General features: G+C 66.0%; 21 protein-coding genes and 1 tRNA gene. 7 read left to right on the forward strand and 15 right to left on the reverse strand.

Going from position 1 to position 22,627, the window contains the following annotated elements:
• Positions 1–16 precede the first annotated feature (16 nt).
• Positions 17–1,786: an N-acetylglucosamine-specific PTS transporter subunit IIBC gene (gene nagE / locus WS46_RS19245; RefSeq protein WP_059691449.1), complete on the forward strand. Its 1,770-nt coding sequence runs from the start codon at positions 17–19 to the stop codon at positions 1,784–1,786.
• Between the two features lie 174 nt (positions 1,787–1,960).
• Here nagE and WS46_RS19250 read toward each other — a convergent pair whose 3' ends face one another.
• The 6 genes from WS46_RS19250 to rpoH form a co-directional block, all read right to left on the reverse strand.
• Positions 1,961–4,444 (reverse strand): family 20 glycosylhydrolase, encoded by a 2,484-nt coding sequence (locus WS46_RS19250; RefSeq protein ID WP_059691450.1) that lies wholly within the window; start codon positions 4,442–4,444, stop codon positions 1,961–1,963.
• Positions 4,445–5,004: 560 nt separating this feature from the next.
• Positions 5,005–5,127, reverse strand: coding sequence for a cytochrome bd-I oxidase subunit CydX (gene cydX, locus WS46_RS19255; RefSeq protein ID WP_059526148.1), 123 nt, complete (start codon positions 5,125–5,127; stop codon positions 5,005–5,007).
• Positions 5,128–5,181: 54 nt separating this feature from the next.
• Positions 5,182–6,318 (reverse strand): cytochrome d ubiquinol oxidase subunit II, encoded by a 1,137-nt coding sequence (cydB, locus tag WS46_RS19260; RefSeq protein ID WP_059526145.1) that lies wholly within the window; start codon positions 6,316–6,318, stop codon positions 5,182–5,184.
• A 31-nt stretch (positions 6,319–6,349) separates the two neighbouring features.
• Entirely contained in the window at positions 6,350–7,930 is a 1,581-nt protein-coding gene (locus WS46_RS19265) for a cytochrome ubiquinol oxidase subunit I (RefSeq protein ID WP_059691451.1), read from the reverse strand.
• Positions 7,920–8,198 (reverse strand): cytochrome oxidase putative small subunit CydP, encoded by a 279-nt coding sequence (gene cydP, locus WS46_RS19270; protein ID WP_059526138.1) that lies wholly within the window; start codon positions 8,196–8,198, stop codon positions 7,920–7,922. The genes WS46_RS19265 and cydP overlap by 11 nt, the downstream gene beginning before the upstream one ends.
• Before the next feature lie 328 nt (positions 8,199–8,526).
• The gene (gene rpoH / locus WS46_RS19275) at positions 8,527–9,462 is read right to left on the reverse strand and encodes an RNA polymerase sigma factor RpoH (protein ID WP_059691452.1); all 936 of its coding nucleotides are present in this window, start codon (positions 9,460–9,462) and stop codon (positions 8,527–8,529) included.
• A 362-nt stretch (positions 9,463–9,824) separates the two neighbouring features.
• On the opposite strand from rpoH, the gene WS46_RS19280 reads away from it, so the two are divergent.
• Together WS46_RS19280 and WS46_RS19285 are read left to right on the forward strand one after the other, a co-directional pair.
• Positions 9,825–10,394, forward strand: a complete 570-nt coding sequence (locus WS46_RS19280) for an acyloxyacyl hydrolase (RefSeq protein ID WP_059526132.1) — start codon at positions 9,825–9,827, stop codon at positions 10,392–10,394.
• A gap of 45 nt (positions 10,395–10,439) precedes the next feature.
• Positions 10,440–10,823 (forward strand): nuclear transport factor 2 family protein, encoded by a 384-nt coding sequence (locus WS46_RS19285; RefSeq protein ID WP_059526129.1) that lies wholly within the window; start codon positions 10,440–10,442, stop codon positions 10,821–10,823.
• Positions 10,824–10,971: 148 nt separating this feature from the next.
• Here the strand turns inward: WS46_RS19285 and leuA are convergent, their stop codons facing one another.
• Entirely contained in the window at positions 10,972–12,618 is a 1,647-nt protein-coding gene (gene leuA, locus WS46_RS19290; RefSeq protein ID WP_059691453.1) for a 2-isopropylmalate synthase, read from the reverse strand.
• A gap of 394 nt (positions 12,619–13,012) precedes the next feature.
• Positions 13,013–13,987, reverse strand: a complete 975-nt coding sequence (gene ybiB, locus WS46_RS19295; RefSeq protein WP_059691473.1) for a DNA-binding protein YbiB — start codon at positions 13,985–13,987, stop codon at positions 13,013–13,015.
• Positions 13,988–14,170: 183 nt separating this feature from the next.
• On the opposite strand from ybiB, the gene maiA reads away from it, so the two are divergent.
• Complete coding sequence (gene maiA, locus WS46_RS19300; RefSeq protein WP_059691454.1) at positions 14,171–14,815, forward strand: maleylacetoacetate isomerase; 645 nt, start codon at positions 14,171–14,173, stop codon at positions 14,813–14,815.
• 94 nt (positions 14,816–14,909) lie between these two features.
• On the opposite strand, the gene ftsY is transcribed toward maiA, so the two are convergent.
• Positions 14,910–16,070: a signal recognition particle-docking protein FtsY gene (gene ftsY / locus WS46_RS19305; RefSeq protein ID WP_059691455.1), complete on the reverse strand. Its 1,161-nt coding sequence runs from the start codon at positions 16,068–16,070 to the stop codon at positions 14,910–14,912.
• A 202-nt stretch (positions 16,071–16,272) separates the two neighbouring features.
• Between ftsY and rsmD the strand changes: the two genes are divergently transcribed.
• The 3 genes from rsmD (at position 16,273) to WS46_RS19320 (ending at position 17,822) form a co-directional block, all read left to right on the forward strand.
• Positions 16,273–16,887, forward strand: coding sequence for a 16S rRNA (guanine(966)-N(2))-methyltransferase RsmD (gene rsmD, locus WS46_RS19310; protein WP_059691456.1), 615 nt, complete (start codon positions 16,273–16,275; stop codon positions 16,885–16,887).
• Between the two features lie 111 nt (positions 16,888–16,998).
• On the forward strand, positions 16,999–17,496 hold the full coding sequence (coaD, locus tag WS46_RS19315) for a pantetheine-phosphate adenylyltransferase (RefSeq protein ID WP_006398238.1): 498 nt from the start codon (positions 16,999–17,001) through the stop codon (positions 17,494–17,496).
• A gap of 59 nt (positions 17,497–17,555) precedes the next feature.
• Positions 17,556–17,822 (forward strand): YfhL family 4Fe-4S dicluster ferredoxin, encoded by a 267-nt coding sequence (locus WS46_RS19320; protein WP_059526115.1) that lies wholly within the window; start codon positions 17,556–17,558, stop codon positions 17,820–17,822.
• 75 nt (positions 17,823–17,897) lie between these two features.
• Here the strand turns inward: WS46_RS19320 and hisC are convergent, their stop codons facing one another.
• The 6 genes from hisC to ispE all read right to left on the reverse strand — a co-directional run bounded on the left by hisC (position 17,898) and on the right by ispE (position 22,604).
• The gene (gene hisC, locus WS46_RS19325; protein ID WP_059691457.1) at positions 17,898–18,965 is read right to left on the reverse strand and encodes a histidinol-phosphate transaminase; all 1,068 of its coding nucleotides are present in this window, start codon (positions 18,963–18,965) and stop codon (positions 17,898–17,900) included.
• A gap of 129 nt (positions 18,966–19,094) precedes the next feature.
• Positions 19,095–19,694: an aminoacyl-tRNA hydrolase gene (gene pth, locus WS46_RS19330; protein ID WP_059526108.1), complete on the reverse strand. Its 600-nt coding sequence runs from the start codon at positions 19,692–19,694 to the stop codon at positions 19,095–19,097.
• A gap of 120 nt (positions 19,695–19,814) precedes the next feature.
• Positions 19,815–20,423 carry a 50S ribosomal protein L25/general stress protein Ctc gene (locus WS46_RS19335; protein ID WP_059526288.1) on the reverse strand — a complete coding sequence of 203 codons (609 nt, stop codon included), beginning with the start codon at positions 20,421–20,423 and terminating at the stop codon, positions 19,815–19,817.
• A 162-nt stretch (positions 20,424–20,585) separates the two neighbouring features.
• Positions 20,586–21,548 (reverse strand): ribose-phosphate pyrophosphokinase, encoded by a 963-nt coding sequence (locus WS46_RS19340; RefSeq protein ID WP_059526106.1) that lies wholly within the window; start codon positions 21,546–21,548, stop codon positions 20,586–20,588.
• Positions 21,549–21,592: 44 nt separating this feature from the next.
• Positions 21,593–21,669 (reverse strand) — tRNA-Gln (locus WS46_RS19345).
• 53 nt (positions 21,670–21,722) lie between these two features.
• Complete coding sequence (gene ispE, locus WS46_RS19350; RefSeq protein WP_059691458.1) at positions 21,723–22,604, reverse strand: 4-(cytidine 5'-diphospho)-2-C-methyl-D-erythritol kinase; 882 nt, start codon at positions 22,602–22,604, stop codon at positions 21,723–21,725.
• Positions 22,605–22,627: the final 23 nt, after the last annotated feature.

The following is a 22,627-nucleotide window of genomic DNA, read 5'->3' on the forward strand; positions in this document are numbered from 1 at the left end:
TGGATTGGAGGACTGAATGGACGGGAATCCGTTTCTGAAGATACAGGGCCTGGGTCGAGCGCTGATGCTGCCGATCGCGGTGTTGCCGGTCGCCGGCATCCTGCTGCGGCTCGGACAGCCGGACGTGTTCAACATCAAGATGATCGCCGACGCCGGCGGCGCGATCTTCGACAACCTGCCGCTGCTGTTCGCGATCGGCGTGGCGGTCGGTTTCGCGAAGGACAACAACGGCGTGGCGGCGCTCGCGGGCGCGATCGGTTACCTGATCGAAACCGCGATCATGAAGGATATCGATCCCAAGCTGAACATGGGCGTGCTGTCCGGGATCATCGCGGGCGTGGTCGCGGGCTTGCTGTACAACCGCTACAAGGACATCAAGCTGCCGGACTACCTTGCGTTCTTCGGCGGCAAGCGGTTCGTGCCGATCATCACGGGGCTGGTGTGCGTGGTGCTCGGCATCGCGTTCGGGTACGTGTGGCAGCCGATCCAGCATGCGATCGACGCGGCCGGCCAGTGGCTGACGACGGCGGGCGCGATCGGTGCGTTCGTGTTCGGCTTCCTGAACCGCCTGCTGCTCGTCACGGGCCTGCACCACATCATCAACTCGCTCGCGTGGTTCGTGTTCGGCAACTTCACGCCGCCGGCCGGCGGCGAGCTCGTGCACGGCGACCTGCACCGCTTCTTCGCGGGCGATCCGACCGCGGGCACCTTCATGGCCGGCTTCTTCCCGATCATGATGTTCGGCCTGCCGGCCGCGTGTCTCGCGATGCTGCATGAAGCGCCGAAGGAGCGCCGCGCGATGGTCGGCGGCCTGCTGTTCTCGATGGCGCTCACGTCGTTCCTGACCGGGGTGACCGAGCCGATCGAATTCAGCTTCATGTTCCTCGCACCGGTGCTGTACGTGATCCACGCGGTGCTCACGGGGCTGTCGCTCGCGGTCTGCCAGATCCTCGGCGTGAAGCTCGGCTTCACGTTCTCGGCCGGCGCGATCGACTACGTGCTGAACTACGGGCTGTCGACGAAGGGCTGGATCGCGGTGCCGCTCGGTATCGCATACGGCGTCGCGTATTACGGACTGTTCCGCTTCTTCATCCGCAAGTTCAACATGGCGACGCCGGGCCGCGAGCCGGCCTCGGCCGATGCGGCGGCCGAGTCGTACGCATCGGGCGGCTTCGTCGCGCCGGCGGCCGGCGCCGCCGCGGCAGCACCGCGTGCGCAACGCTACATCGCCGCGCTCGGCGGTGCAGGCAACCTGACGGTCGTCGACGCATGCACGACGCGCCTGCGCCTGACCGTCGTCGATCCGGAGAAGGTGTCGGAGCCGGAACTGAAGTCGATCGGCGCGCGCGGCGTGCTCAAGCGCGGCGGCAACAGCGTGCAGGTGATCATCGGGCCCGAGGCCGACATCATTGCCGACGAGATGCGCTCGGCGATCGGCAGCGGCGCGACCGGCGCCGCCGTGACGACCACGGCCACGGCCGCTGCGGCTCAGCCGGTCACGGGCGCGGCCGCCGGTCCGCTCGATCCCGATCCGCTGCGCTGGCTCGCGGTGTTCGGCGGGGCGACCAACGTCGCTTCGCTCGACGCGATCGCGACCACGCGCCTGCGCGTCGTCGTGCGTGACGCATCGGCGGTCGATCGCGATCGACTCGGCGCGCTCGACGTCGCATGGGTGTCGCCGGACACGTTCCACATCGTCTGCGGCAACGCGGCGGCACGTTACGCGGAACAGCTCGGCGCGCGCCTGACGTCGACGGGCGGCGGGGCGGCACCGCAACCGGCCTGATCCGGCACGATGCGATGAGGTGGGCCCGATCCGCGTGGCGGGTTCGGGCCGCCGGCCGGTAAAACGAAAACGGCTTGCGATACGTCGCAAGCCGTTTTGCTTTGGCGGGGCGTGGGCGCGATGCAATCGTCCGCATCGCGCACCGCTTGCGTGGATCGGCAACCGCTCAATCGTTCACGGGTTCGTCAGCGTGAAGGTCGGCTTCCGGTAGCCGATGCCGGCCCGGTCGAGCTTCGGCAATTCGCGCTGCGTGAGCAGCGTCGCGAAGCCAGCCCAGTCGCGCTGCAGCGCGGCCAGGTCGACGTGATGCGTGTCGCCGCGCTTGAACCGCACGCCGGCCGCATACGGCAGCTCCCAGTCGGCCCGGTGCCACGCGCGTTCGGCGAGCGCGAGCAGCCGCGGATAGGCCATGTATTCGAGGAACGTGTCGTTGCGCATCACCTCGCCCCACGCCTGCCCCTGCATGCCTTCGATGCGCGGCGCGGGGCCGGTGCCCGTCACCTCGAATGCGTTGCCGTCACGATCGCCCATCACTTCGGCGTTCTGCGGCAGGTTCTCGGGCGCGAACGAGAACACCTTGTACTCGTCCGTCGCGTGCGAGCCCCAGTAATAGCCGCGCTCGCGCGGGTTGAGCGTGTACGGGAAGTCGAAGTACAGGTAGTCGGGCAGCGCGAGCACCGTCAGGTAACCCTTGCCGCTCAGGTCGCGTGCGCTGTCCGACGCGCCCCAGAAGATCGTGTCCCACAGCGACACCATCACGTGGCGCGTGCTGAAGTCCTGCGGCCCGTTCGCATGCTTGATGCCGTCCTGCCACGCGGCCATCGTGTCGATCCCGTTCGCGTCGACCGCTGCGCTCACCTGTTTCGCGAAACGCGTCGGCAGCTCGTCGATCGACTTGATCTCGCCGCGCTGGAGCAGCGCCGTGCACGCGGGCGAACGCGCCCACGGCTTGTCCTGCGCGGCGACATCGATGCGCCCCTTGTTCGGGTCGTTGCCGTTCAGCGGCTGGAAGCCCCCGCCGAGGAAGATGTTCTTCGCCTCGTCGCCGCCGTAGTGCCAGGTGTGCAGCGGCGCTTGCGCGTCCGCATGCATTGCCGCGATCTCGCGGATCACCTTCGACGCGAAATTGAGCGCGCCCGGCACGCACGGATTCAGGTCGCTGCGCCGATCGTAGAACTGCACCGTCGTCAGGTTCGTCGTGTCCTGCGGATCGAGCAGCCGGTACGCGTTCGCTTCCTGCTCGCGGCCGGCCGCGTGCAGCCGCCGGTAGCGCGCCTCCATCGTCACGACGGCCGCGCGCGCATGCGCGGGCATGTCGATTTCGGGGATGATCCTGACGAAGCGGGCAGCCGCGTAGCGCACGAGCGCCACGTAGTCGTCGCGCGTCAGGTAGCCGCCGCCCGAGCGGTTGTCGGGGCCCGAGCCGAGCTGCGGCAGCAGGCAGCGCGTCTCGCTCGGGTCGTGACAGCGGCGCGAGCCGATATCGGTCAGCTCCGGCAGGCCGGGAATCTCGATGCGCCAGCCTTCGTCGTCGGACAGATGCAGGTGCAGGCGGTTGAGCTTGTATGCGCTCATCTGGTCGATCAGGCGGCGCAGCGTCGCCGGGTGCTTGAAGTTGCGCGCGAGGTCGACGTGCATCCCGCGATGCGTGAAGCGCGGCGCATCCTCGACGAGCATCGCCGGGATCGGGCCGCCGCCGGCGGGCGCGAGCGAGTAGAGCGTCTGCACGCCGTAGTAGAGGCCCGCGCGATCGTAGCCTTCGATCAGCACGCCGCGCGGCCCGATCGCGAGCCGGTAGCCGCCCGGCACCGCAATGTCGGCCGGCAGCCGGCGCGGTGCGACGGCACCGCGGACCGGCACGCGCGCGCCGTCGAGCCCGAGTGTCGTCGCACGTTCGCGCAGCGCCGCGATTTGCCCATCCGGCAGGTCCGGCAGCGCGAGCTCGACGCCGCGCAGGTCGAGCGTGCCGGGCAGCGGCTGTTCGCGTTTCACGCTCGGCAGTGCGCGGCTCGCGTCGGGGCGTGCCGCCACGGGCGGCGCGTTGCCGGTCGAATTGTTTTGCGCGTCGGCAGGCAGCGATTCGACATAGCGGAGCTCGTCGTCGGTGTCGTTGTAGCGGAGCACGGCGGGCGGTGCGCCGTCGACGACGACATACGGGCGCGGAATCACGTCGCTGTAGCGCAGCAGCCAGTATTCGGCGACGAACGGCAGTTCGATGCGTTCGCCGGGCGCGAGCCGCACCGAGCCCGGCTGCGGCGTCAGCTCGTACAGGTCGCCGGTGAGCCGCCGCAGCGCGAAGCCCGGACGATCGATCCGCAGCAGCCGCCGGATGCTGTGCAGGTACAGCTTCCAGCCGCCGTCGGCGATCGTCTGGTGGCCGCGGTTCTGCAGGATCAGGCGGCCGGTCGCGCAGGCCGCGCCGTCGGCGCCGAGATCGGCGCACGGCACGCCGGCCGCGGCCGCGTGGTTGTTGTCGACGGCGACGCGCAGCGCGAGGCCGTTCGACAGAAGCGTCGCGAGACTGGCCGCTTGCGCGGCCGGTTGTGCGATGCCGGCAGCCGCGACGGCGGCGGTCGGCGTCGGCTGCGCGCCGATCGCGACGGGCGGCAGTGCTGCGATCAACAGGGCGGCAACGGAGGATGGCAAGGTGTGCTTCATTCGAACTCCTGAGAAAAAAGTGGGCGTGGCGGCGTCGTTGGGGGCGACGTCGCCGCGATCGGGTCTTTCAATGGAGCTGCGGGAGATACCCGCGCACGGGGCGATGCGGCCGCACCGCGCGCATTCGGCACGCGGGGGCGTGCGTTACGGAACGGGAGGCGGGCACCCGTGCCGATCGGATCGGCGGGGCGGAGGATGCGTGCTCATCGGCGGCGCACGGCAATCGCCGCGGCAACGATGCGACCGCGGCGGAGCGGGTTCGACCGGCCGCGCACGATCGCAACGGCGGCCGCTGCCGCATACGCATGGCAACTCGGCGCGCGGGCGCGCGCCAGACACGGGATTCGCATGTCTCCCCCACCAGATGGATTCGGCCTGTCGGCGGCCGTGTCCAAAGATCTTATGAAACCTTTGATTGGTATTCAAGTGGTATCAATCTGGCGCTAAATTGGCATCGGGGAATCGCGGGGCCGCCGATGGTACGGACGAAAAAAAACCTCGCATGACGCGAGGTTCGTTCCGGACGGGAGGGGCGGTGCGAGCCGCCTTCCCGCGTGCGATCAGCCGCGGCGTGCGCGCACCGGCGCTTCCTGCGGCTTCTGCCGCGCTTCGAGCCACATCGCGTTGACGATGCCGAACGACAGCGCGACGCCGATACCGAGAATCCAGCTGAAATACCACATGATCCGACTCCTTGCGAAACGGTGGGCAGGGGCGCGTGCGCGCCCCGGCCGGGTTCAATACATCGAGTGCTTGTTCTCTTCGAGCGACTGATGCGTGACCTTGCCGCGCATCACGCGGTACACCCAGCTCGTGTAGAGCAGGACGATCGGCAGGAACACGATCACCGCGAACAGCATCACCTGCAGCGTCATGTGGCTCGACGTCGAGTCCCACACGGTCAGGCTGCTGCGCGGGTCGAGCGACGACGGCATGATGAACGGGAACATCGAGAAGCCCGCGGTCAGGATCACGCCGGTGATCATCAGGCCGGTGCAGAAGAACGCCGTCTTTTCCTGCTTCGAGCCGGCGAGCAGCAGCGCGAGCAGGCCGCCCGCGATCCCGACGACGGGTGCCGCGATCATCCACGGATACTCGCCGTAATTCGCGAGCCACAGGCCCGAGCCGGCGGCGACGTCCTTGAGCAGCGGGTTCGCGACCGTATCGGTCGGCGCGGCGTGCGTGATGTGGAAGCCGCCGATGGTCGACGCGATCAGCACGCCGGCCAGCACGAACAGCACGACCGCGAGGAGCGCCGACACGCGCAGCGCGATCGACGCGCGGCGTGCGATCACGCCGTCGGTCTTCATCTTGATGAACGCGGCGCCGTGCGCGACGAGCATCGTGAGGCTGACGAGCCCGCAGAGCAGCGCGAACGGGTTCAGCAACGCCCAGAAGCCGCCGTAGTAGGTCACGCGCAGGTCGCTGTCGAACTTGAACGGCACGCCCTGCAGCAGGTTGCCGAACGCGACGCCGAACACCAGCGCCGGCACGAAGCCGCCGACGAACAGGCCCCAGTCCCAGCCGGCGCGCCAGCGCGGGTCGGGCCGCTTGCTGCGATAGTCGAATCCGACCGGCCGGAAGAACAGCGCGAACAGCACGAGCAGCATCGCGAAGTAGAAGCCGGAGAACGACGCGGCATAGACGAGCGGCCAGGCGGCGAACATCGCGCCGCCGGCCGTGATCAGCCACACCTGGTTGCCTTCCCACGTCGCGCCGACCGTGTTGACGATGATGCGGCGTTCCTCGTCGGTCTTGCCGAGGAACGGCAGCAGCGCGGTCGCGCCCATGTCGAAGCCGTCGGTGACGGCGAAGCCGATCAGCAGCACGCCGACGAGCAGCCACCAGATCAGCTTGAGAGTTGCATAGTCCATAGCGATTCCTTGTTCGGTTTCAGGTGCGCGCTCAGGCCGACGCGTGCTCGCCGGCGGCCGCCAGCTCGTGGTGATAGCGGCCGGTATGCAGCGAGGACGGGCCGAGACGCGCGTACTTGAACATCAGCTTGATCTCGATGACGAACAGTGCCGTGTAGAACGCGATGAAACCGGCGAGGCTCAGGTACAGGTCCGTCGACGTCAGGCTGGACGCGGACAGATGCGTCGGCAGGATGCCCGCGATCGTCCACGGCTGGCGGCCGAGCTCGGCGACGACCCAGCCGAATTCCGCGGCGAGCCACGGCAGCGGGATCGCCCACACTGCATAGCGCAGGAACCAGCGACGGTTGTCCTGCAGCAACTGCCGGCGCGCGCAGAACCAGAACGCGGCGACGAAGGTCGCGAGGAACAGGAAGCCGAGGAACACCATGATCCGGAACGAGAAGAACACGGGCGCGACCGGCGGGATTGTCTTCTTCGCGGCGGCCTTGATCTGCTCCGGCGTCGCATCGACCACGTTCGGCGTGAACTGCTTGAGCATCAGCCCGTAGCCGAGATACTGCTTGTGCTGATCGAACAGCGCGCGGGTCGCGTCGCTCTTGTCGCCTTCCTTGATCTTCTGCAAGGCGCCGTACGCGACCATCCCGCTCTGGATGTGTTCCTCGCTGTGCTTCGCGAGCTCGCGCAGGCCGATCACCGGTTCGTCGATCGAGCGTGTCGCGATCAGGCCGAGCGCGTACGGGATCTTGATCGCGTAGTCGGTGCGCTCTTCCTTCTGGTTCGGGATGCCGATCAGCGTGAACGATGCGGGTGCCGGCTGGGTTTCCCATTCCGATTCGATCGCGGCGAGCTTCATCTTCTGCACTTCGCCGGTCGTGTAGCCCGATTCGTCGCCGAGCACGATCACGCAGAGCGTCGACGCGAGACCGAAGCCTGCCGCGACCGCGAACGAGCGCAGCGCGAAGTCGGTGTCGCGCTTCTTCAGCAGATACCACGACGAGATGCCGAGCACGAACATCGCGGCCGTCACGTAGCCGGCCGACACGGTGTGCACGAACTTCACCTGGGCGACCGGGTTGAACAGCACGTCGAACAGGTTCGTCAGCTCCATGCGCATCGTCTGATAGTTGAACTCGGCGCCGACCGGATTGTTCATCCAGCCGTTCGCGACGAGGATCCAGAGCGCGGACAGGTTCGAACCCAGCGCGACGAGGAACGTGACCAGCAGGTGCTTGACCTTCGACAGGCGGTTCCAGCCGAAGAAGAACAGGCCGACGAACGTCGATTCGAGGAAGAACGCCATCAGGCCTTCGACCGCGAGCGGCACGCCGAAGATGTCGCCGACGTAGTGCGAGTAGTACGACCAGTTCGTGCCGAACTGGAATTCGAGCGTGATGCCGGTCGTCACGCCCATCGCGAAGTTGATCCCGAACAACTTGCCCCAGAACTGGGTCATGTCCTTATAGACCTGTTTGCCGGTCATCACGTAGACGGCTTCCATGATGACGAGCAGCCAGGACAGGCCGAGCGTCAGCGGCACGAACAGGAAGTGGTAGAGCGCCGTGATGCCGAACTGCAGACGCGACAGATCGACGACTTCGCTACTTATCATGGTGGTCTCCCTCGGTAGATGCAGGCGCCGGCACCGAGAGCAGCTTCTCGGCGACGACGGCAGGCGGCAGCGACATGTGCTTGGCCTGCGGATGATTGAAGAATGCGTATTTGAGCGACATCAGGAGGATCAGCTTGACGATCACCACCAGCGTGATGTCGCGCATGAGGGTCGGCCCGCGCGCCCACGCGGCGATGCGTGCGCGCCAGCCGAGCGTGCCGGCGGCCTGCGGGGGAGGCGGCGCAGGCTCTTTATTGATCGAGATCAAGGCGATTATCCTGAATCGATTTACGTGGGTTTTGGGGCGACTCTACGTCGGATTTATGACGGCAGTTAAGCTGTTTTAATCCTTTTAAGCCGACATGCCAATTTTAAAATGCCGGCTTTCCGATGCCGAGTGTTGCGCTGCGGCAGACCGTCGCGAAGCACGTGTCGAGACTTGATGCAGATCAAGGTTATGCGGAAGGGGGCGGAATTCGCTCGATACCCGATCAATAAGGTCGATTAATACGGGGTGATCGAGGCCAAAACATAGACGAAAAAAAACCGCTGCCGGGTGGGCAGCGGTTTTGGGTAAAGCGCTCTAAATCGCGGAGTTACGCGTATTCGGCGAGTGCCGTGCGCATCTTCTTCATGGCGCTCGCTTCGATCTGGCGGATGCGTTCCGCCGATACGCCGAACTCGGCCGCGAGATCGTGCAGCGTCGAGCCGCCCGAGCCGTCGTCGTCGACGTTCAGCCAGCGCGCCTCGATGATCCGGCGGCTGCGCGCGTCGAGTGCCTCGAGCGCCTGCGCGATGCCGTCCGTCTGCAGCATGTCGCGCTGACGCGCGGCGAGCACGGCGGTCGGCTCGTTGTGCGAATCGGCCAGGTAGGCGATCGGTGCGTACGACTCCTCGCCGTCTTCCACTTGGCCCTCGAGCGCGATGTCGCCGCCCGACAGACGGGTCTCCATCTCGGTCACGTCTTCGCGCTTGACGTTGAGCTCCTGCGCGAGGCCGTCGATTTCCTCGGGCGTCATCGCCTGCATGCTCTTCTTGTGGCTGCGCAGGTTGAAGAACAGCTTGCGCTGGGCCTTCGTCGTCGCGACCTTCACCATCCGCCAGTTGCGCAGGATGTACTCGTGGATCTCGGCCTTGATCCAGTGGATCGCATACGACACCAGGCGCACGTTTTGCGCCGGGTCGAAACGTTTCACGGCCTTCATCAGGCCGATGTTGCCTTCCTGGATCAGGTCGCCGTGCGGCAGGCCGTAGCCGAGGTAGTTGCGCGCGATCGACACGACGAGCCGCAGGTGCGACAGCACGAGGCGGCGTGCCGAGTCGAGGTTGTTGTCTTCGCGGAATTCGGTCGCGTACTGGCGTTCCTCTTCGGCAGTCAGGAGCGGGATCCGGTTGACGGCCTGGATGTACGCGTCGATGTTGCCGAGCTGGCCCGACAACATCGATTGAGTCGCGAGCGCCAGCGAGCCTGCCGATTCGGCCTTGGCCGGCGTCGGGCTCAGGGTGTTCGGAAGGGTCAGGGCGTGGCTCACTAAAAAAACTCCTTTGGAATCAGGGACAAACCCCTGGTCTCGGATGAGATTCCGGGGCCCATCTTAGCACTCCCGTAATCCGAGTGCTAATTCCTTAGAGGGGGTGCGGGCATCCAAGTTCCCGGTTCTCTATCGAACTTGTCGAGTCGATAGTCTAATTTGCGACCGGACTGGCCGGTGGAAGTTCCGTAAGTTGTTGTTTCTGATGGTAATCAGTAGACGGTTTCGATTTTTGTAGTTTTGGAAGCAAACAATTTCGCTTCGCGATGCCGATTCGAAAAGTCCTTTACCATACCATTCAGTTCGCTCGGGCCCGGCCGCTGCGGCAAGGCTCCATTCAACCCACGAAGTTGGAGTGTCTGATGAACAATAAGAAGAATTGCCGGCCCCGTAGTCGGCTTGCGCTGCATGCGTTGCTGGCGGCGTCGCTGCTGGGCGGATCGGGTGCCGCGTTCGCGGATCGATGGGGAATCCAGGCGGGCGGCGGGTTTTCCGATCGCCACGGGATCGACAAGGCCGATCTCGGCGTCGTGTGGGATCCGGGCTGGAACTGGTGGGAAATCGGCGGCTGGCACTTCGCGTTCGTGATGGAAGGCCACGCCGGCTACTGGCATACGGGCGGCAATGTTCACGGCAGCATCGGCGAATTCGGTGCGACGCCGATGTTCCGCTTCATCAAGAGCGCGGGGCAGGTGCGTCCGTTCATCGAGGCCGGCGCCGGCATCCGCTTCCTGACGTCCCCGACGATCTCCAACAAACTGTCGCTGGCGACGTCGTTCCAGTTCGTGGACGTCGTCGGCGTCGGCGCGCAGTTCGGAGAACGGCAACAGTATCAGCTCGGCTACCGTTTTCAACATGTGTCTAACGCGGGTATCAAAGAGCCGAATCCTGGTATAAATTTCCACCAGTTCTACGTGCAGTACAACTTCTGATCCGCACGCCCGCGCACGGCGGGCGCGTTGCCGAGGAGTCAGGCGATGGCGAAGGTGGTCGATGCGATTCGCGCGCTCGAGCGCGATCGGTTCCGGGCGATGGTCGACGGGGACGGCGAGGCGCTCGAGGCGCAATTGTCGGACAAGGTGTTCTTCGTGCACACCAACGGCAAACGCGAAACCAAGCAGCAGTTCATCGACGCCATCGTCGCCGGCCGCCGCCGCTATCGTCAGATCGAAATCCAGTCGCAGGACCTGCTGCCCGTCGGCGACGCAACCTGCGTCGTCACCGGGCGCGCACTGATCGAGATGGAAACGAACAACGGCGGGCTGGTGTTTCCGATCGCCTATACCGCCGTCCATACCCATGAGCAGGGGCAGTGGCGCCTGCTGGCGTGGCAGGCGACGCGGTGCGCGACCGAGACATGAGCGCGCGTGGCGCTCCTTTTCGTGTCCCGACCGAGGCGGCCTTCTGGGCCGCTTTTCATTTCATTGCCCGTGCGACGCGGATTGCGCGGCGCACGGGCGGTCACGCACCGCTCGCTGACGTTCGAGCCCTGAAACGAAAATCTGCCGATCAGGCCGCCGCACGGCGGTCGGCGCACTGCCAGGCCGAGCGGTTGATCGCGCTGACGACCGCGTCGAGTGCGGCGCTCGCCGCATCGGCGTGCACGCCGACGCCATGCCGCAGTGGCGCATCGCCGACCCGGCAGCCGACCGATACCGCAATTCGTCCGTCCGTCGTGCGCGCGTGTTCGCACGAGGCGACGTCGATCGTCGCGCCGGCCGCCGTCGCGAAGGCCGCGGCCGTGCGTTGCACGACGTCTTCGGGTGTCGCGCCGGCCGGCGGCGCGCCCGCGATGTCGCGGTTCTGCCAGCGTGCGGCGTCGCCGTGGCGCGCGGCCGGGCCGTCGGTCTCGAAGAATTCGCGGGCGAACAGCGCGCAGATCGCGTCGCCGGTCACTTCCTCGCCGGACGTGTCGGCGAGCGTCTGCACCGCGTGGCTGAATTCGATCTGCACGCGCCGCGTCGGCGTGAAGCCCATCCCGCGTTCGAGCAGGAACGTCGCGCCGCCCTTGCCGGACTGGCTGTTCACGCGAATGACCGCGTCATAGCTGCGACCGAGGTCGGCCGGGTCGATCGGCAGATACGGCACTTCCCACACCGCGTCGGGGCGCTGCTGCGCAAAGCCCTTGCGGATCGCATCCTGGTGCGAGCCCGAGAACGCGGTGAACACGAGGTCGCCCGCGTACGGATGACGCGGATGCACCGGAATCTGGTTGCAGCGCTCGACTACGCGGCGCACCGCGTCGATGTCGGAGAAATCGAGGCCCGGATCGATGCCCTGCGTATAGAGGTTCAGCGCGAGGGTGACGAGATCGACGTTGCCGGTGCGCTCGCCGTTGCCGAACAGGCAGCCTTCGATGCGGTCGGCGCCCGCGAGCAGCGCGAGTTCCGCGGCCGCGACCGCGGTGCCGCGATCGTTGTGCGGATGCACGGACAGCACGATGCTGTCGCGATACGCGAGGTTGCGGTCCATCCACTCGATCTGGTCGGCGAACACGTTCGGGCTCGCGGCTTCGACGGTCGCCGGCAGGTTGACGATCATCTTGTGATCGCGGGTCGGTCGCCACGCCTGCGCGACCGCGTCGCACACTTCGCGCGCGAACGTCAGCTCGGTCATGCTGAAGGTTTCCGGCGAATACTGGTAGGTCCAGTGCGTGTCGGGGCGGGCCGCCGCGTGTTCCTTGATGAGTCGCGTGCCCTCGACCGCGAGCGCCTTCACGTCGTCCTTCGACATCCCGAACACGATGCGCCGGAACGACGGGCAGATCGCGTTGTACAAGTGCACGATCGCGCGCGGCACGCCTTCGAGCGCGTCGAAGGTGCGCGCGATCAGGTCTTCGCGCGACTGCACGAGCACTTCGATCGTCACGTCGTCGGGAATGCGCTTGTCGTCGATCAGCTTGCGGACGAAATCGAAGTCGGTTTGCGACGCCGACGGAAAACCGACTTCGATCTCCTTGAAACCGATCGCGACCAGCATGTCGAAGAATTCCAGCTTCTGTTCGATGCTCATCGGTTCGATCAGCGACTGGTTGCCGTCGCGCAGGTCGGTGCTCATCCAGACCGGCGCACGCTCGATGGTGCGGGTCGGCCAGCGGCGGCCATTGATGCGGACGGGCTCGAACGGACGGTACTTGTCTTGCGGGTTGCGCTTCATCTTCTGGACCTCGGGTCTCAAGTCGCGAGCGAAGACGGGCGGCATGGGCGACGGGTGGCGCTGCCTCGCACCGTGGCGCGACAAACGCGCTGCGGATGCGGATGATCTTCGCGAATCGGCCGACGGATAGACGGACGAATGCTGACGACTTCGGGTTGTAAAAACTGCGAGAAGGGTGCTGCGAGGAACTGCAGGGAGGGGCCGTGCGGACAGCACACGGCGCTAAGACAGCCTTAGGCTAGTCGTAGCGATAGCGACCGCGCTAGGCGGCCGGAGGTAATTCGGAGGGTGTTCGGAAAGGAACGCATGGCGACAACTCTATGCCAGGATGCGTGCGCGTGTCAAATGGTCGGTTGAAAGGTCGGTGCGGCGGCGTGCCGGCCCGGGATGCCGGTCACGGTGCGAGCCGGGCGATTCGTACGATCGTCTCGACCTGCCGCGCAAGCGCGTCGGGTACCGGAATTTCGCCGCGCAACACGGCGTCCGTCCACGCGGCCGTGGTTGCCGCGTCGCGCGATTCGGGCAGCGCGACGGGCGGCGCGTCGCTCGACGAGCGCTCGTGCTCGATCATCGTGTCGCATACGCCGTCGTGCAGCCAGTCGACCTGCACCTGGCGCCGCGTGTCGGCCACCGCTTCGCCTTCCGTGCCGCGTGCGAGCAGCGCGCCGCCGAGTGCGGCGTCCGGATGATCGCGGAACAGTTGCGCGAGGCTGTCGCGGTACGGCGGATGCGTGTAGTTGACGAGCCGCAAGCCGGCCGGCGCGAACGGCTGCAGGATCTTCACGAGCGTGTGCGTCGAGTTGCGCACGCCGAGCACGCCGCGCAGCGACAGCAGACGCGCGATGCGCGGCGCCAGCGCGGCGATGGGCGCGAACGCGACGCGGCGTTCCGCGAGCATGTCCTCGATCGCGTCGTGCGACGTCGACGGCGGGATCGACAGCGCCGAGAAGATCTCCGCGCTCGTCACGCGGCCCGGATCGCGCTCGACACCGTGCACGAGCACCGGCACGCCTTCGCGCGCGAGCAGCAGCGCGAGCAGCGGCACCAGGTTCGGCTGCTTGCGCGCGCCGTTGTAGCTCGGGATCGACACCGGGCGGAACGCGGCATCCTGCACGTGCACGGGTTCGAACGACGCCTGCGCGGCGGCGAGCATCGCGGCCAGTTCGTCGGCGCTTTCACCCTTCAGACGATAGGCGATCAGGATCGCGCCGAGTTCGAGGTCCGACACGCGCGCGTCGAGCATCGCGCGATAAAGCTCGAACGTGTCTTCGGCGGACAGCGCGCGTGCGCCGTGCGGGCCGCGGCCGATTTCCTTGATGAAGCGGGCGCAAGGGAACGGCGAGGTTGCGGGGTCGAGGGAAGCGGTCATCGGGGCGTGGGGCGGGCGGCCGGCATCGGGCCGCGCGGTGAGCGGTAAGGAATGCCCCGAGTATCGCACGGGCACGGCTGCGCGCGCCGACGCGGCGCGGCGCGCTAAACTCGGGTTCCCGGCGGTGCCGCGTGCGCCGCGGACGCCGTCGCCGGCCGAATACGAATTCCAGAGAGACATCCCATGAAGCTCTACAGCTATTTCCGCAGTTCCGCGTCGTACCGCGTGCGGATCGCCCTGAACCTGAAGCAGCTGCCGTACGACACGGTTCCCGTGCACATGCTGCGCGACGGCGGCGAGCAATTGAAGGACGCCTACCGCGCGGTGAATCCGGATGCGGTCGTGCCGACGCTGATCGACGGCGATGCCACGCTGCAGCAGTCGCTCGCGATCATCGAATATCTCGAGGAAACGCATCCCGAACCGGCGCTGTTGCCGAAGCAGCCGGTCGACCGCGCGTATGTGCGGGCGATCGCGCTGCAGGTCGCGTGCGAGATCCATCCGCTGAACAACCTGCGCGTGCTCAAGTACCTGAAGCACACGCTGAAGGTGTCGGAGGAAGCGAAGAACGACTGGTACAGGCACTGGATCGAGGCGGGTTTCGCATCGCTCGAGACGCGCCTCGCGAACGATCGGCGCACCGGCAAGCTGTGCTTCGGCGACACGCCGACGCTCGCCGATATCTGCATCGTGCCGCAGGTGTTCAACGCGAACCGTTTCTCGATCGACACGACGCGCTTTCCGACGATCCAGCGGATCGCCGATCATGCGTCGACGCTCGACGCGTTCAAGGCCGCCGAGCCCGGCGTACAGCCCGACGCCGAATGACGTCGCGCGGCTGTCAGCCGCCGGCTGACGGCTTCCGGACGCGCATGAAAAAAGGGCGCCCGAAGGCGCCCCGTGCGGTGCGGGCCGGCGACGTTCAGCCGAGCAGCGCGTCCGCGAATTCCACTGCGCTGAACGGCTGCAGATCCTCGACCTTCTCGCCGACGCCGATGAAGTAGACGGGCACCGGGCGCTGCCGTGCGATCGCGGCGAGAATGCCGCCCTTCGCGGTGCCGTCGAGCTTCGTGACGATCAGGCCCGTGAGGCCGAGCGCATCGTCGAATGCCTTCACCTGCGTGAGCGCGTTCTGGCCCGTGTTCGCGTCGATCACGAGCAGCACCTCGTGCGGCGCGCCATCGTGTGCCTTCGAGATCACGCGCTTCACCTTCTTCAGCTCTTCCATCAGGTGCAGCTGCGTCGGCAGGCGGCCGGCCGTGTCGGCCATCATCACGTCGATCCTGCGCGCGCGCGCGGCGCTGACCGCGTCGAAGATCACCGCGGCCGGGTCGCCGCTTTCCTGCTGGACGACCGTCACGTTGTTGCGCTCGCCCCAGACCGCCAGTTGTTCGCGCGCGGCCGCGCGGAACGTGTCGCCCGCGGCCAGCAGCACCGACTGGTCGAAGCTCTGCAGGTGCTTCGCGAGCTTGCCGATGCTGGTGGTCTTGCCTGCGCCGTTCACGCCCGTGATCATCATCACGAGCGGCTGCGCGCGGCCGAGCATCAGCGATTTCTCGAGCGGCTTCAGCAGTTCGACGAGCAGGTCGTGCAGCGCGCCCTTCACCTGCTGCGGATCGGTCAGCCGGCCCGCACGCACCTTCTCGCGCAGCGCGCCGAGCAGGTACTCGGTCGCATCGACGCCGGCGTCGGCCATCAGCAGCGCGGCTTCGAGCTCTTCGTACAGGTCCTCGTCGATCTTCGTGTTGACGAACACGCCGGTAATGCTCGAGCCCGTCTTCGCGAGGCCCGACTTCAGGCGCGCGAGCCACGATTTCTTCGCGGAGGCGTCCTGCGTCGGCGGCGGCACGATCTCGACCGCTTCGACGACTTCGTCACTGCCGTCGTTGGTCGGCGTGACCGTCATCACGACAGCCGGCGCGGCCGGCTGCGGTTGCGCGGGCGCTGGCGGCGCTTCGGTCGCCTGGCGCGCGTCGGCGGCGGGCGAGTCGGACGGTTCGTCCGGTTGCGGCGCATCGATCGATTGCGATTCCGCGGAGTCGGGCTCCTGCGTTTTCTTGAATCGTTTGAAGAAGCTGAACATGGTCTGACGTCGGGAAGAGGGCGGGGCGCCGCCAGGGCGGAGCGCCGGAGGGGCCGTCATGCGTGCGCACGGCGGCCGAAACCCTGCATTTTATCAGTGCGGCGGCGCACTCGCGTCAGCCGGTGCCGCCGCTGTGGTAACGTGCGCCTGTTTGACGGTGCGCCCTCCCGCGCACCCGGTCCCCCCGTCGTCGATATTCCGTATGTCCCGTTCCTCTTCCGGCCGCCCGACGGCCCCCCCTGGTCGCGGCAAGCCGCACACGATCCGCATCATCGGCGGTGACTGGAAGCGCACGCCGCTCGCCGTGCTCGATCTCGACGGCCTGCGGCCGACGCCCGATCGCGTGCGCGAGACGCTGTTCAACTGGCTCGGCCAGGATCTCGAAGGCCGGCGCTGCCTCGACCTGTTCGCGGGCACCGGCGCGCTCGGATTCGAGGCCGCGTCGCGCGGCGCGACGAGCGTCGTGATGGTCGAGCGCCACCCGCGCGCGGCGCAGCAGCTGCGCGCGATCAAGGACAAGCTCGGTGCACGCTCGGTCGAGGTCGCGGAAGCCGACGCGCTGCGCCTCGCTGCCGGGCTGACCCCGGGCGCGTTCGACGTCGTGTTCCTCGATCCGCCGTTCGGTGAGCCGGCCGTGCTCGATCGCTCGATTGCGCTGGCGGCGCCGCTCGTCGCGCCGGATGGCGCGCTGTACGTCGAGACGGGCGCGGAGCTCGAGCCGGCCGCGCACGAAGCGCTGGCCGGTTGGCAGGTGGTGAAGCACGGCAAGGCGGGTGCGGTTCACTATCATTTGCTGCGGCGCGAAAATGATGAATAATGCGCGTTCCATACGAGGCGGCGCACCGCAAAGGCGACGCATGCCCATCTCGGCAGTGGCGTGCGCGTCGCACGGCTGCCACCCCGTTTGCGTGATGACAGGAGGAGCGACATGGTAGTCGCCGTGTATCCCGGTACGTTCGATCCGCTGACGCGCGGGCACGAAGACCTCGTGCGGCGTGCGTCGAGCATTTTTGATACGCTGGTGGTCGGTGTTGCCGACAGCCGCGCGAAGAAGCCGTTTTTCTCGCTGGAAGAACGTCTGAAGATTGCGAACGAGGTGCTCGGCCATTATCCGAACGTGAAGGTGATGGGGTTCAAGGGCCTGTTGAAGGACTTCGTCCGCACCAACAACGCGCGCGTGATCGTGCGCGGCCTGCGTGCCGTGTCCGACTTCGAATATGAGTTCCAGATGGCGGGGATGAACCGCTATCTGCTGCCCGACGTCGAGACGATGTTCATGACGCCGTCCGATCAGTATCAGTTCATTTCGGGGACGATCGTGCGCGAAATCGCGCAGTTGGGCGGCGATGTCAGCAAGTTCGTGTTCCCGTCCGTGGAGAAGTGGCTGACCGAGAAAGTCGCCGCGATGGGAGGCCCGGCCGCGTGACGCGGCGCCGGCCGGTTTCATCGCGAAGCCGGCCGCCGGCCTGAAGAAGTGAGATCAGTATGTCTTTGATGATTACCGACGAGTGCATCAATTGCGACGTGTGCGAGCCAGAGTGCCCGAACGGCGCGATTTCGATGGGCCCGGATATCTACGTGATCGACCCCAACAAGTGCACCGAATGCGTCGGCCATTTCGACGAACCGCAGTGCCAGCAGGTGTGTCCGGTCGAATGCATTCCGCGCGATCCGCAGCACGACGAATCACATGCGCAGTTGATGGCGAAGTATCACGCGTTGACTGCCGCGAAGAGCGACAACGCGCAGTGACCGCGCAGTGACGCGCGCGCGTCGCGAATCGCTTGGCCGGCGCCGCCTGGCGCCGGTTCCACTTCTCCCTTCGCTTCAGCCGATCAGGTCGCGCAATGCCGCGACGAGCGTGTCGCATTCGGCGTCGGTGCCGACGGTGATGCGCAAATGCTGGTCGATGCGTGGCGCCCGAAAGTGCCGTACGAAAATTTCCCGATCCTTCAGCTTTGCCGCGATCGTGCCCGCATCGTGCGCGGGATGGCGCGCGAACACGAAATTCGCGGCCGACGGCACGACGTCGAAACCGAGTGCCTCCAGCGCGTGCGTGAGCCGCACACGGCTGTCGATCACGCGTCGGCAGGTCGCACCGAAGTAGTCGGTGTCTTCGTATGCCGCCTGCGCGGCGACCTGCGCGAGCCGGTCGAGCGGATAGGAATTGAAGCTGTCCTTCACACGATTCAGTGCGTCGATCAACGCGGCATCGCCGAACGCGAAGCCGACGCGCATGCCCGCGAGCGAGCGCGCCTTCGACGTCGTGTGCACGACGAGCAGGTTCGGATGGCGGTCGATCAGCGTGATCGCGGATTGCGCGCCGAAATCGACGTACGCCTCGTCGATCAGCACGACCGACGACGGGTTCGCGGCCGCGATCCGTTCGATGTCCGCGAGCGGTAGCGCGCGCCCGGTCGGCGCGTTCGGGTTCGGAAACAGCACACCGCCCGCATCGTCGAGATAGTCTTCGACACGGATCGAGAAGTCTTCCGCGAGCGGCACGACCGTGGTCTCTACACCGTACAGGCGCGCGTAGGTCGGGTAGAAGCTGTACGAGATGTCGGGAAAGCGCAGCGGCCGGTCATGCTTGAGCAGTGCCTGGAACGCATGCGCGAGCACTTCGTCGGAGCCGTTGCCGGCGAAGACCTGCTCGGGCTTGATGCGATGATGGGCCGCGACCGTCTCGCGCAGTGCGCGCGCGAGCGGGTCGGGATAGCGGCGCAGCGTGTCGCCGGTGTCGCCGAGTTCGCGTGCGATCGCCGCGACGACGCGCGGCGAAGGCGGATAGGGATTCTCGTTGGTGTTCAGCTTGACGGGGTGTGCGAGCGCGGGCTGTTCGCCCGGCACGTAAGGCACGAGTTGCTGAACGACGTCGCTCCAGTAACGGCTCACCGCTTGGCTCCTGACGGGCAAAAACGACCAGATTACCGCATGTGGACGCTGCGGTGCGCGATTGCGCACGACGGAGATACCGCCCGGCGCAGCCGGACGGCACGTTGCACCATGCCGGTGCGGGGGACGTCAGTTGCGATGCAGTTGCATCGTCGCGCGGTCGAGTTCGCCCTTGACGACCATCGGCATCACGGCGAGCGCGCGCTCGATCGATGCGTCGATCACGTCCTGCTCCTCGCGGCGCGGCGGCTTCAGCACGAAGTTCGCGACGTCGGGCTTTGCGCCGGCGCGCGCGCCTTCCGGGATCAGGTCGCGCGGATGGCCGATGCCGATGCGCAGGCGCCAGTATTGCTGCGACGACAGATGCGCGGTGATGTCCTTCAGGCCGTTGTGGCCGCCGCTGCCGCCGCCGAGCTTCAGCTTCACCGTGCCGGGCGGCAGATCGAGTTCGTCGTGTGCGACGAGGATCTGGTCGGGCAGGATCTTGAAGAAACTCGCGAGCGCGACGACCGACTGGCCGGAGCGGTTCATGTAGGTTTGCGGCTGGAGCAGGTGGACTTCCTCGCCGTGCAGGCGCGCTTTCGCGTAGAAGCCGTGGAAGCGGCGCTCATCGCGCAACGTCGCGCCGGCTTCGCGGGCGAGCTGGTCGATCAGCCAGAAGCCGGCGTTGTGGCGCGTCGCAGTATATTCCGCCCCGGGATTGCCGAGGCCGACGATCAGTTTGATCATGACGTTTCGTAGGCGGCAGCGCCCGCCTGGGCGCAGAAAAAGAAAAACCCGCCGGGCAAGCCGCGGCGGGTTGCGTCGACCGTTTCTTGAAACGGATCGAACGGGCGCGTAGGCGGCCGCTTAGGCAGCCGGCGTTTCGCCTTCGCCTGCTGCGTCCGACACGGCGCCAGCCGGGACCGTCGCCGATGCGACAACCGGGTTTTCCGCGTCGACGTGCGCGACCAGCGTCACGCCCTTCGGCAGTGCGATGTCCTTCGCGTGCAGCGACTGACCTGCTTCGATCTTCGACAGATCGACTTCGAGGAATTCCGGCAGAGCCGACGGCAGGCACTCGACTTCGATTTCCGTCGCGACGTGCGAGACGATGGCGCTCGACAGCTTCACTGCCGGGCTGACTTCAGCGTTCAGGAAGTGCAGCGGCACCTTCGTGTGCAGCTTCTTCTTCGCGTCGACGCGCTGGAAGTCCACGTGCAGCACGAGTTGCTTGAACGGGTGGTATTGCACGTCGCGCAGCAGAACTTGTTGCGACTGGCCAGCCACTTCGAGGTCGAGGATCGACGAGTGGAAGGCTTCCTTCTTCAGCGCGTGCCACAGCGCGTTGTGATCGAGTTCGATCTTTTGCGGGGCAGCTTCGCCACCGTAGACGATACCCGTGGTCTTACCGGCGTTGCGCAGGCGGCGGCTCGCACCCGTACCTTGCTCTTGGCGCTCGAAAGCGACGACTTTCATGTGATTCTCCATTAGCTGCCCGCGACCAGGCAGTAAAACGGGGCCGGCGAAATGGCGGCCCCCGATGAAACGGACGGGGTTTCGTCTATCCCGTCCGATTGTGCAAAAAGCGAAGCGTTGCCGCTTCGCTTTCCGCACATGCTTTGTCGTGTCGTTCCGCGATCAGGATTCCGCGAACAGCGACATCACCGAGTCGCCGCGGCGAATCCGCGAGAACGTTTCGGCCAGCAGGCTCGCGCTCGTCAGCGAGCGGATCTTCGAGCAGCCGAGCGATTCGGCCGACAGCGGGATCGTATCGGTGACGACCAGCTCGTCGAGTGCCGATGCGGCGATACGCTCGGCGGCGCCACCCGACAGAACCGGGTGCGTCGCGTACGCGAACACCTGCTTCGCACCGCGATCCTTCAGCACTTGCGCTGCCTTGCAGAGCGTGCCGGCCGTATCGACCATGTCGTCCATGATCACGCAGGTGCGGCCTTCGACTTCACCGATGATGTTCATCACTTCGGCGACGTTCGCCTTCGGACGACGCTTGTCGATGATTGCGAGATCGCAGTTGAGCTGCTTCGCGAGTGCCCGGGCACGGACCACGCCGCCGACGTCCGGCGACACGACGAGCAGATCCGAGTAGTTCTGCTTGCGCAGGTCGCCCAGCAGGATCGGCGTTGCGTAGATGTTGTCGACCGGGATGTCGAAGAAGCCTTGAATCTGGTCGGCGTGCAGATCCATCGTGATGATCCGCTCGACGCCGGCGATTTCCAGCATGTTCGCGATGACCTTCGCCGAGATCGCGACGCGCGCCGAGCGCGGGCGACGGTCCTGGCGGGCATAGCCGAAGTAGGGGATGGCGGCGGTGATCCGGCCGGCGGACGCACGCTTGAGCGCGTCGACCATGATCATCAGTTCCATCAGGTTGTCGTTCGTCGGCGCGCACGTGGATTGCAGGACGAAGACGTCCTTGCCGCGCACGTTTTCCTGGATCTCGACCTGGATCTCGCCGTCGGAGAAACGGCTGACCATTGCTTTGCCGAGGGGAATTCCAAGGATATTGACGACTTCCTGGGCGAGCGCGGGATTCGCGTTGCCAGTAAAGACCATCAAGCCATCATGGCTGTGGCTGCTCATCGTGCACCTGCTTCAGGCTTAGGCGGGAAATGCGGGAAAATTTTTGGCAGGGGAGGAAGGACTCGAACCCTCGCATGCCGGAATCAAAATCCGGTGCCTTGACCAACTTGGCGACTCCCCTACACTCAACTGATAACTTTACCGGACTTGTAGGCCATCCGATAAAGCAAAACTTCATGACGCGAAAGCGAAGAGCGGATGCTCGTTCAGACTCTCGGCAACTGCACCGTTCCAACCGGTGGGCAGCTTGGCTTTCGCCGCTTCTGCCTCGTGCCTGCTATGAAACGCTGCAAACACGCTTGCTCCGGAGCCGGTCATCCTCGCGGGGGTCACATCATACAACCATTTGACCACCTGCGCAACTTCCGCGTACTTACTTGTCACAACTTGCTGCATGTCGTTCCGGCCGAAACTGTCTGGCCATCCCGCATCGCTGTTTTGCTGTGCAAGAAAGTCCGTAATTGTGACGCGCTTCGTATCTCTTGTCAACAACTCGTCTGAAAAAATTTCAGCGGTTGGGACATGAACGCGTGGCGTCACAACCAAGAACCAGCGAGTCGGCAATTCTACCTCAGCTAATTCTTCTCCGATACCCTCTGCGAACGCATTTTTTCCAAAAACAAAAAACGGGACGTCCGCGCCGAGTTTCACCGCGAGCGACTGCAGTTCCGCACGCGGCAGATCGAGCTGCCACAGGCGGTTCAGCGCGAGCAGCGTCGTCGCCGCGTCGGAGCTGCCGCCGCCAAGGCCCGCGCCCATCGGCAGGCGTTTGTCGATCTCGATGTCGACGCCGGCCGTGGTGCCCGTGTGCGTTTTCAGCAGGTTGGCTGCGCGCACGACGAGATCGCTCTCCTCGGGCACGCCCGGCACGTCGGTGACGCGCGCGACGCGACCGTCGTCGCGCAGCGTGAAGTGCAGCGTATCGCCCCAGTTCAGCAGCTGGAACACGCTCTGCAGATCGTGATAGCCGTTCGGTCGACGGCCGGTGATGTGCAGGAACAGGTTGAGTTTCGCGGGCGCAAGGCAGTTGCGCAGCGAGCGGGTCGAATCGGTCATGCGTATGTCGGGGCTAGGTTCAC

Source organism: Burkholderia sp. RF4-BP95 (genome assembly GCF_001521985.1).
GTDB classification, from domain to species: domain Bacteria; phylum Pseudomonadota; class Gammaproteobacteria; order Burkholderiales; family Burkholderiaceae; genus Burkholderia; species Burkholderia diffusa.

Coding starts and splice junctions, on each gene's coding strand:
- nagE (WP_059691449.1), top strand. CDS start 17: ATGGACGGGAATCCGTTTCTGAAGATACAGGGCCTGGGTCGAGCGCTG.
- WS46_RS19250 (WP_059691450.1), bottom strand. CDS start 4,444: ATGAAGCACACCTTGCCATCCTCCGTTGCCGCCCTGTTGATCGCAGCA.
- cydX (WP_059526148.1), bottom strand. CDS start 5,127: ATGTGGTATTTCAGCTGGATTCTCGGTATCGGCGTCGCGCTGTCGTTC.
- cydB (WP_059526145.1), bottom strand. CDS start 6,318: ATGGACTATGCAACTCTCAAGCTGATCTGGTGGCTGCTCGTCGGCGTG.
- WS46_RS19265 (WP_059691451.1), bottom strand. CDS start 7,930: ATGATAAGTAGCGAAGTCGTCGATCTGTCGCGTCTGCAGTTCGGCATC.
- WS46_RS19280 (WP_059526132.1), top strand. CDS start 9,825: ATGAACAATAAGAAGAATTGCCGGCCCCGTAGTCGGCTTGCGCTGCAT.
- WS46_RS19285 (WP_059526129.1), top strand. CDS start 10,440: ATGGCGAAGGTGGTCGATGCGATTCGCGCGCTCGAGCGCGATCGGTTC.
- leuA (WP_059691453.1), bottom strand. CDS start 12,618: ATGAAGCGCAACCCGCAAGACAAGTACCGTCCGTTCGAGCCCGTCCGC.
- ybiB (WP_059691473.1), bottom strand. CDS start 13,987: ATGACCGCTTCCCTCGACCCCGCAACCTCGCCGTTCCCTTGCGCCCGC.
- maiA (WP_059691454.1), top strand. CDS start 14,171: ATGAAGCTCTACAGCTATTTCCGCAGTTCCGCGTCGTACCGCGTGCGG.
- ftsY (WP_059691455.1), bottom strand. CDS start 16,070: ATGTTCAGCTTCTTCAAACGATTCAAGAAAACGCAGGAGCCCGACTCC.
- rsmD (WP_059691456.1), top strand. CDS start 16,273: ATGTCCCGTTCCTCTTCCGGCCGCCCGACGGCCCCCCCTGGTCGCGGC.
- coaD (WP_006398238.1), top strand. CDS start 16,999: ATGGTAGTCGCCGTGTATCCCGGTACGTTCGATCCGCTGACGCGCGGG.
- WS46_RS19320 (WP_059526115.1), top strand. CDS start 17,556: ATGTCTTTGATGATTACCGACGAGTGCATCAATTGCGACGTGTGCGAG.
- pth (WP_059526108.1), bottom strand. CDS start 19,694: ATGATCAAACTGATCGTCGGCCTCGGCAATCCCGGGGCGGAATATACT.
- WS46_RS19335 (WP_059526288.1), bottom strand. CDS start 20,423: ATGAAAGTCGTCGCTTTCGAGCGCCAAGAGCAAGGTACGGGTGCGAGC.
- WS46_RS19340 (WP_059526106.1), bottom strand. CDS start 21,548: ATGAGCAGCCACAGCCATGATGGCTTGATGGTCTTTACTGGCAACGCG.
- ispE (WP_059691458.1), bottom strand. CDS start 22,604: ATGACCGATTCGACCCGCTCGCTGCGCAACTGCCTTGCGCCCGCGAAA.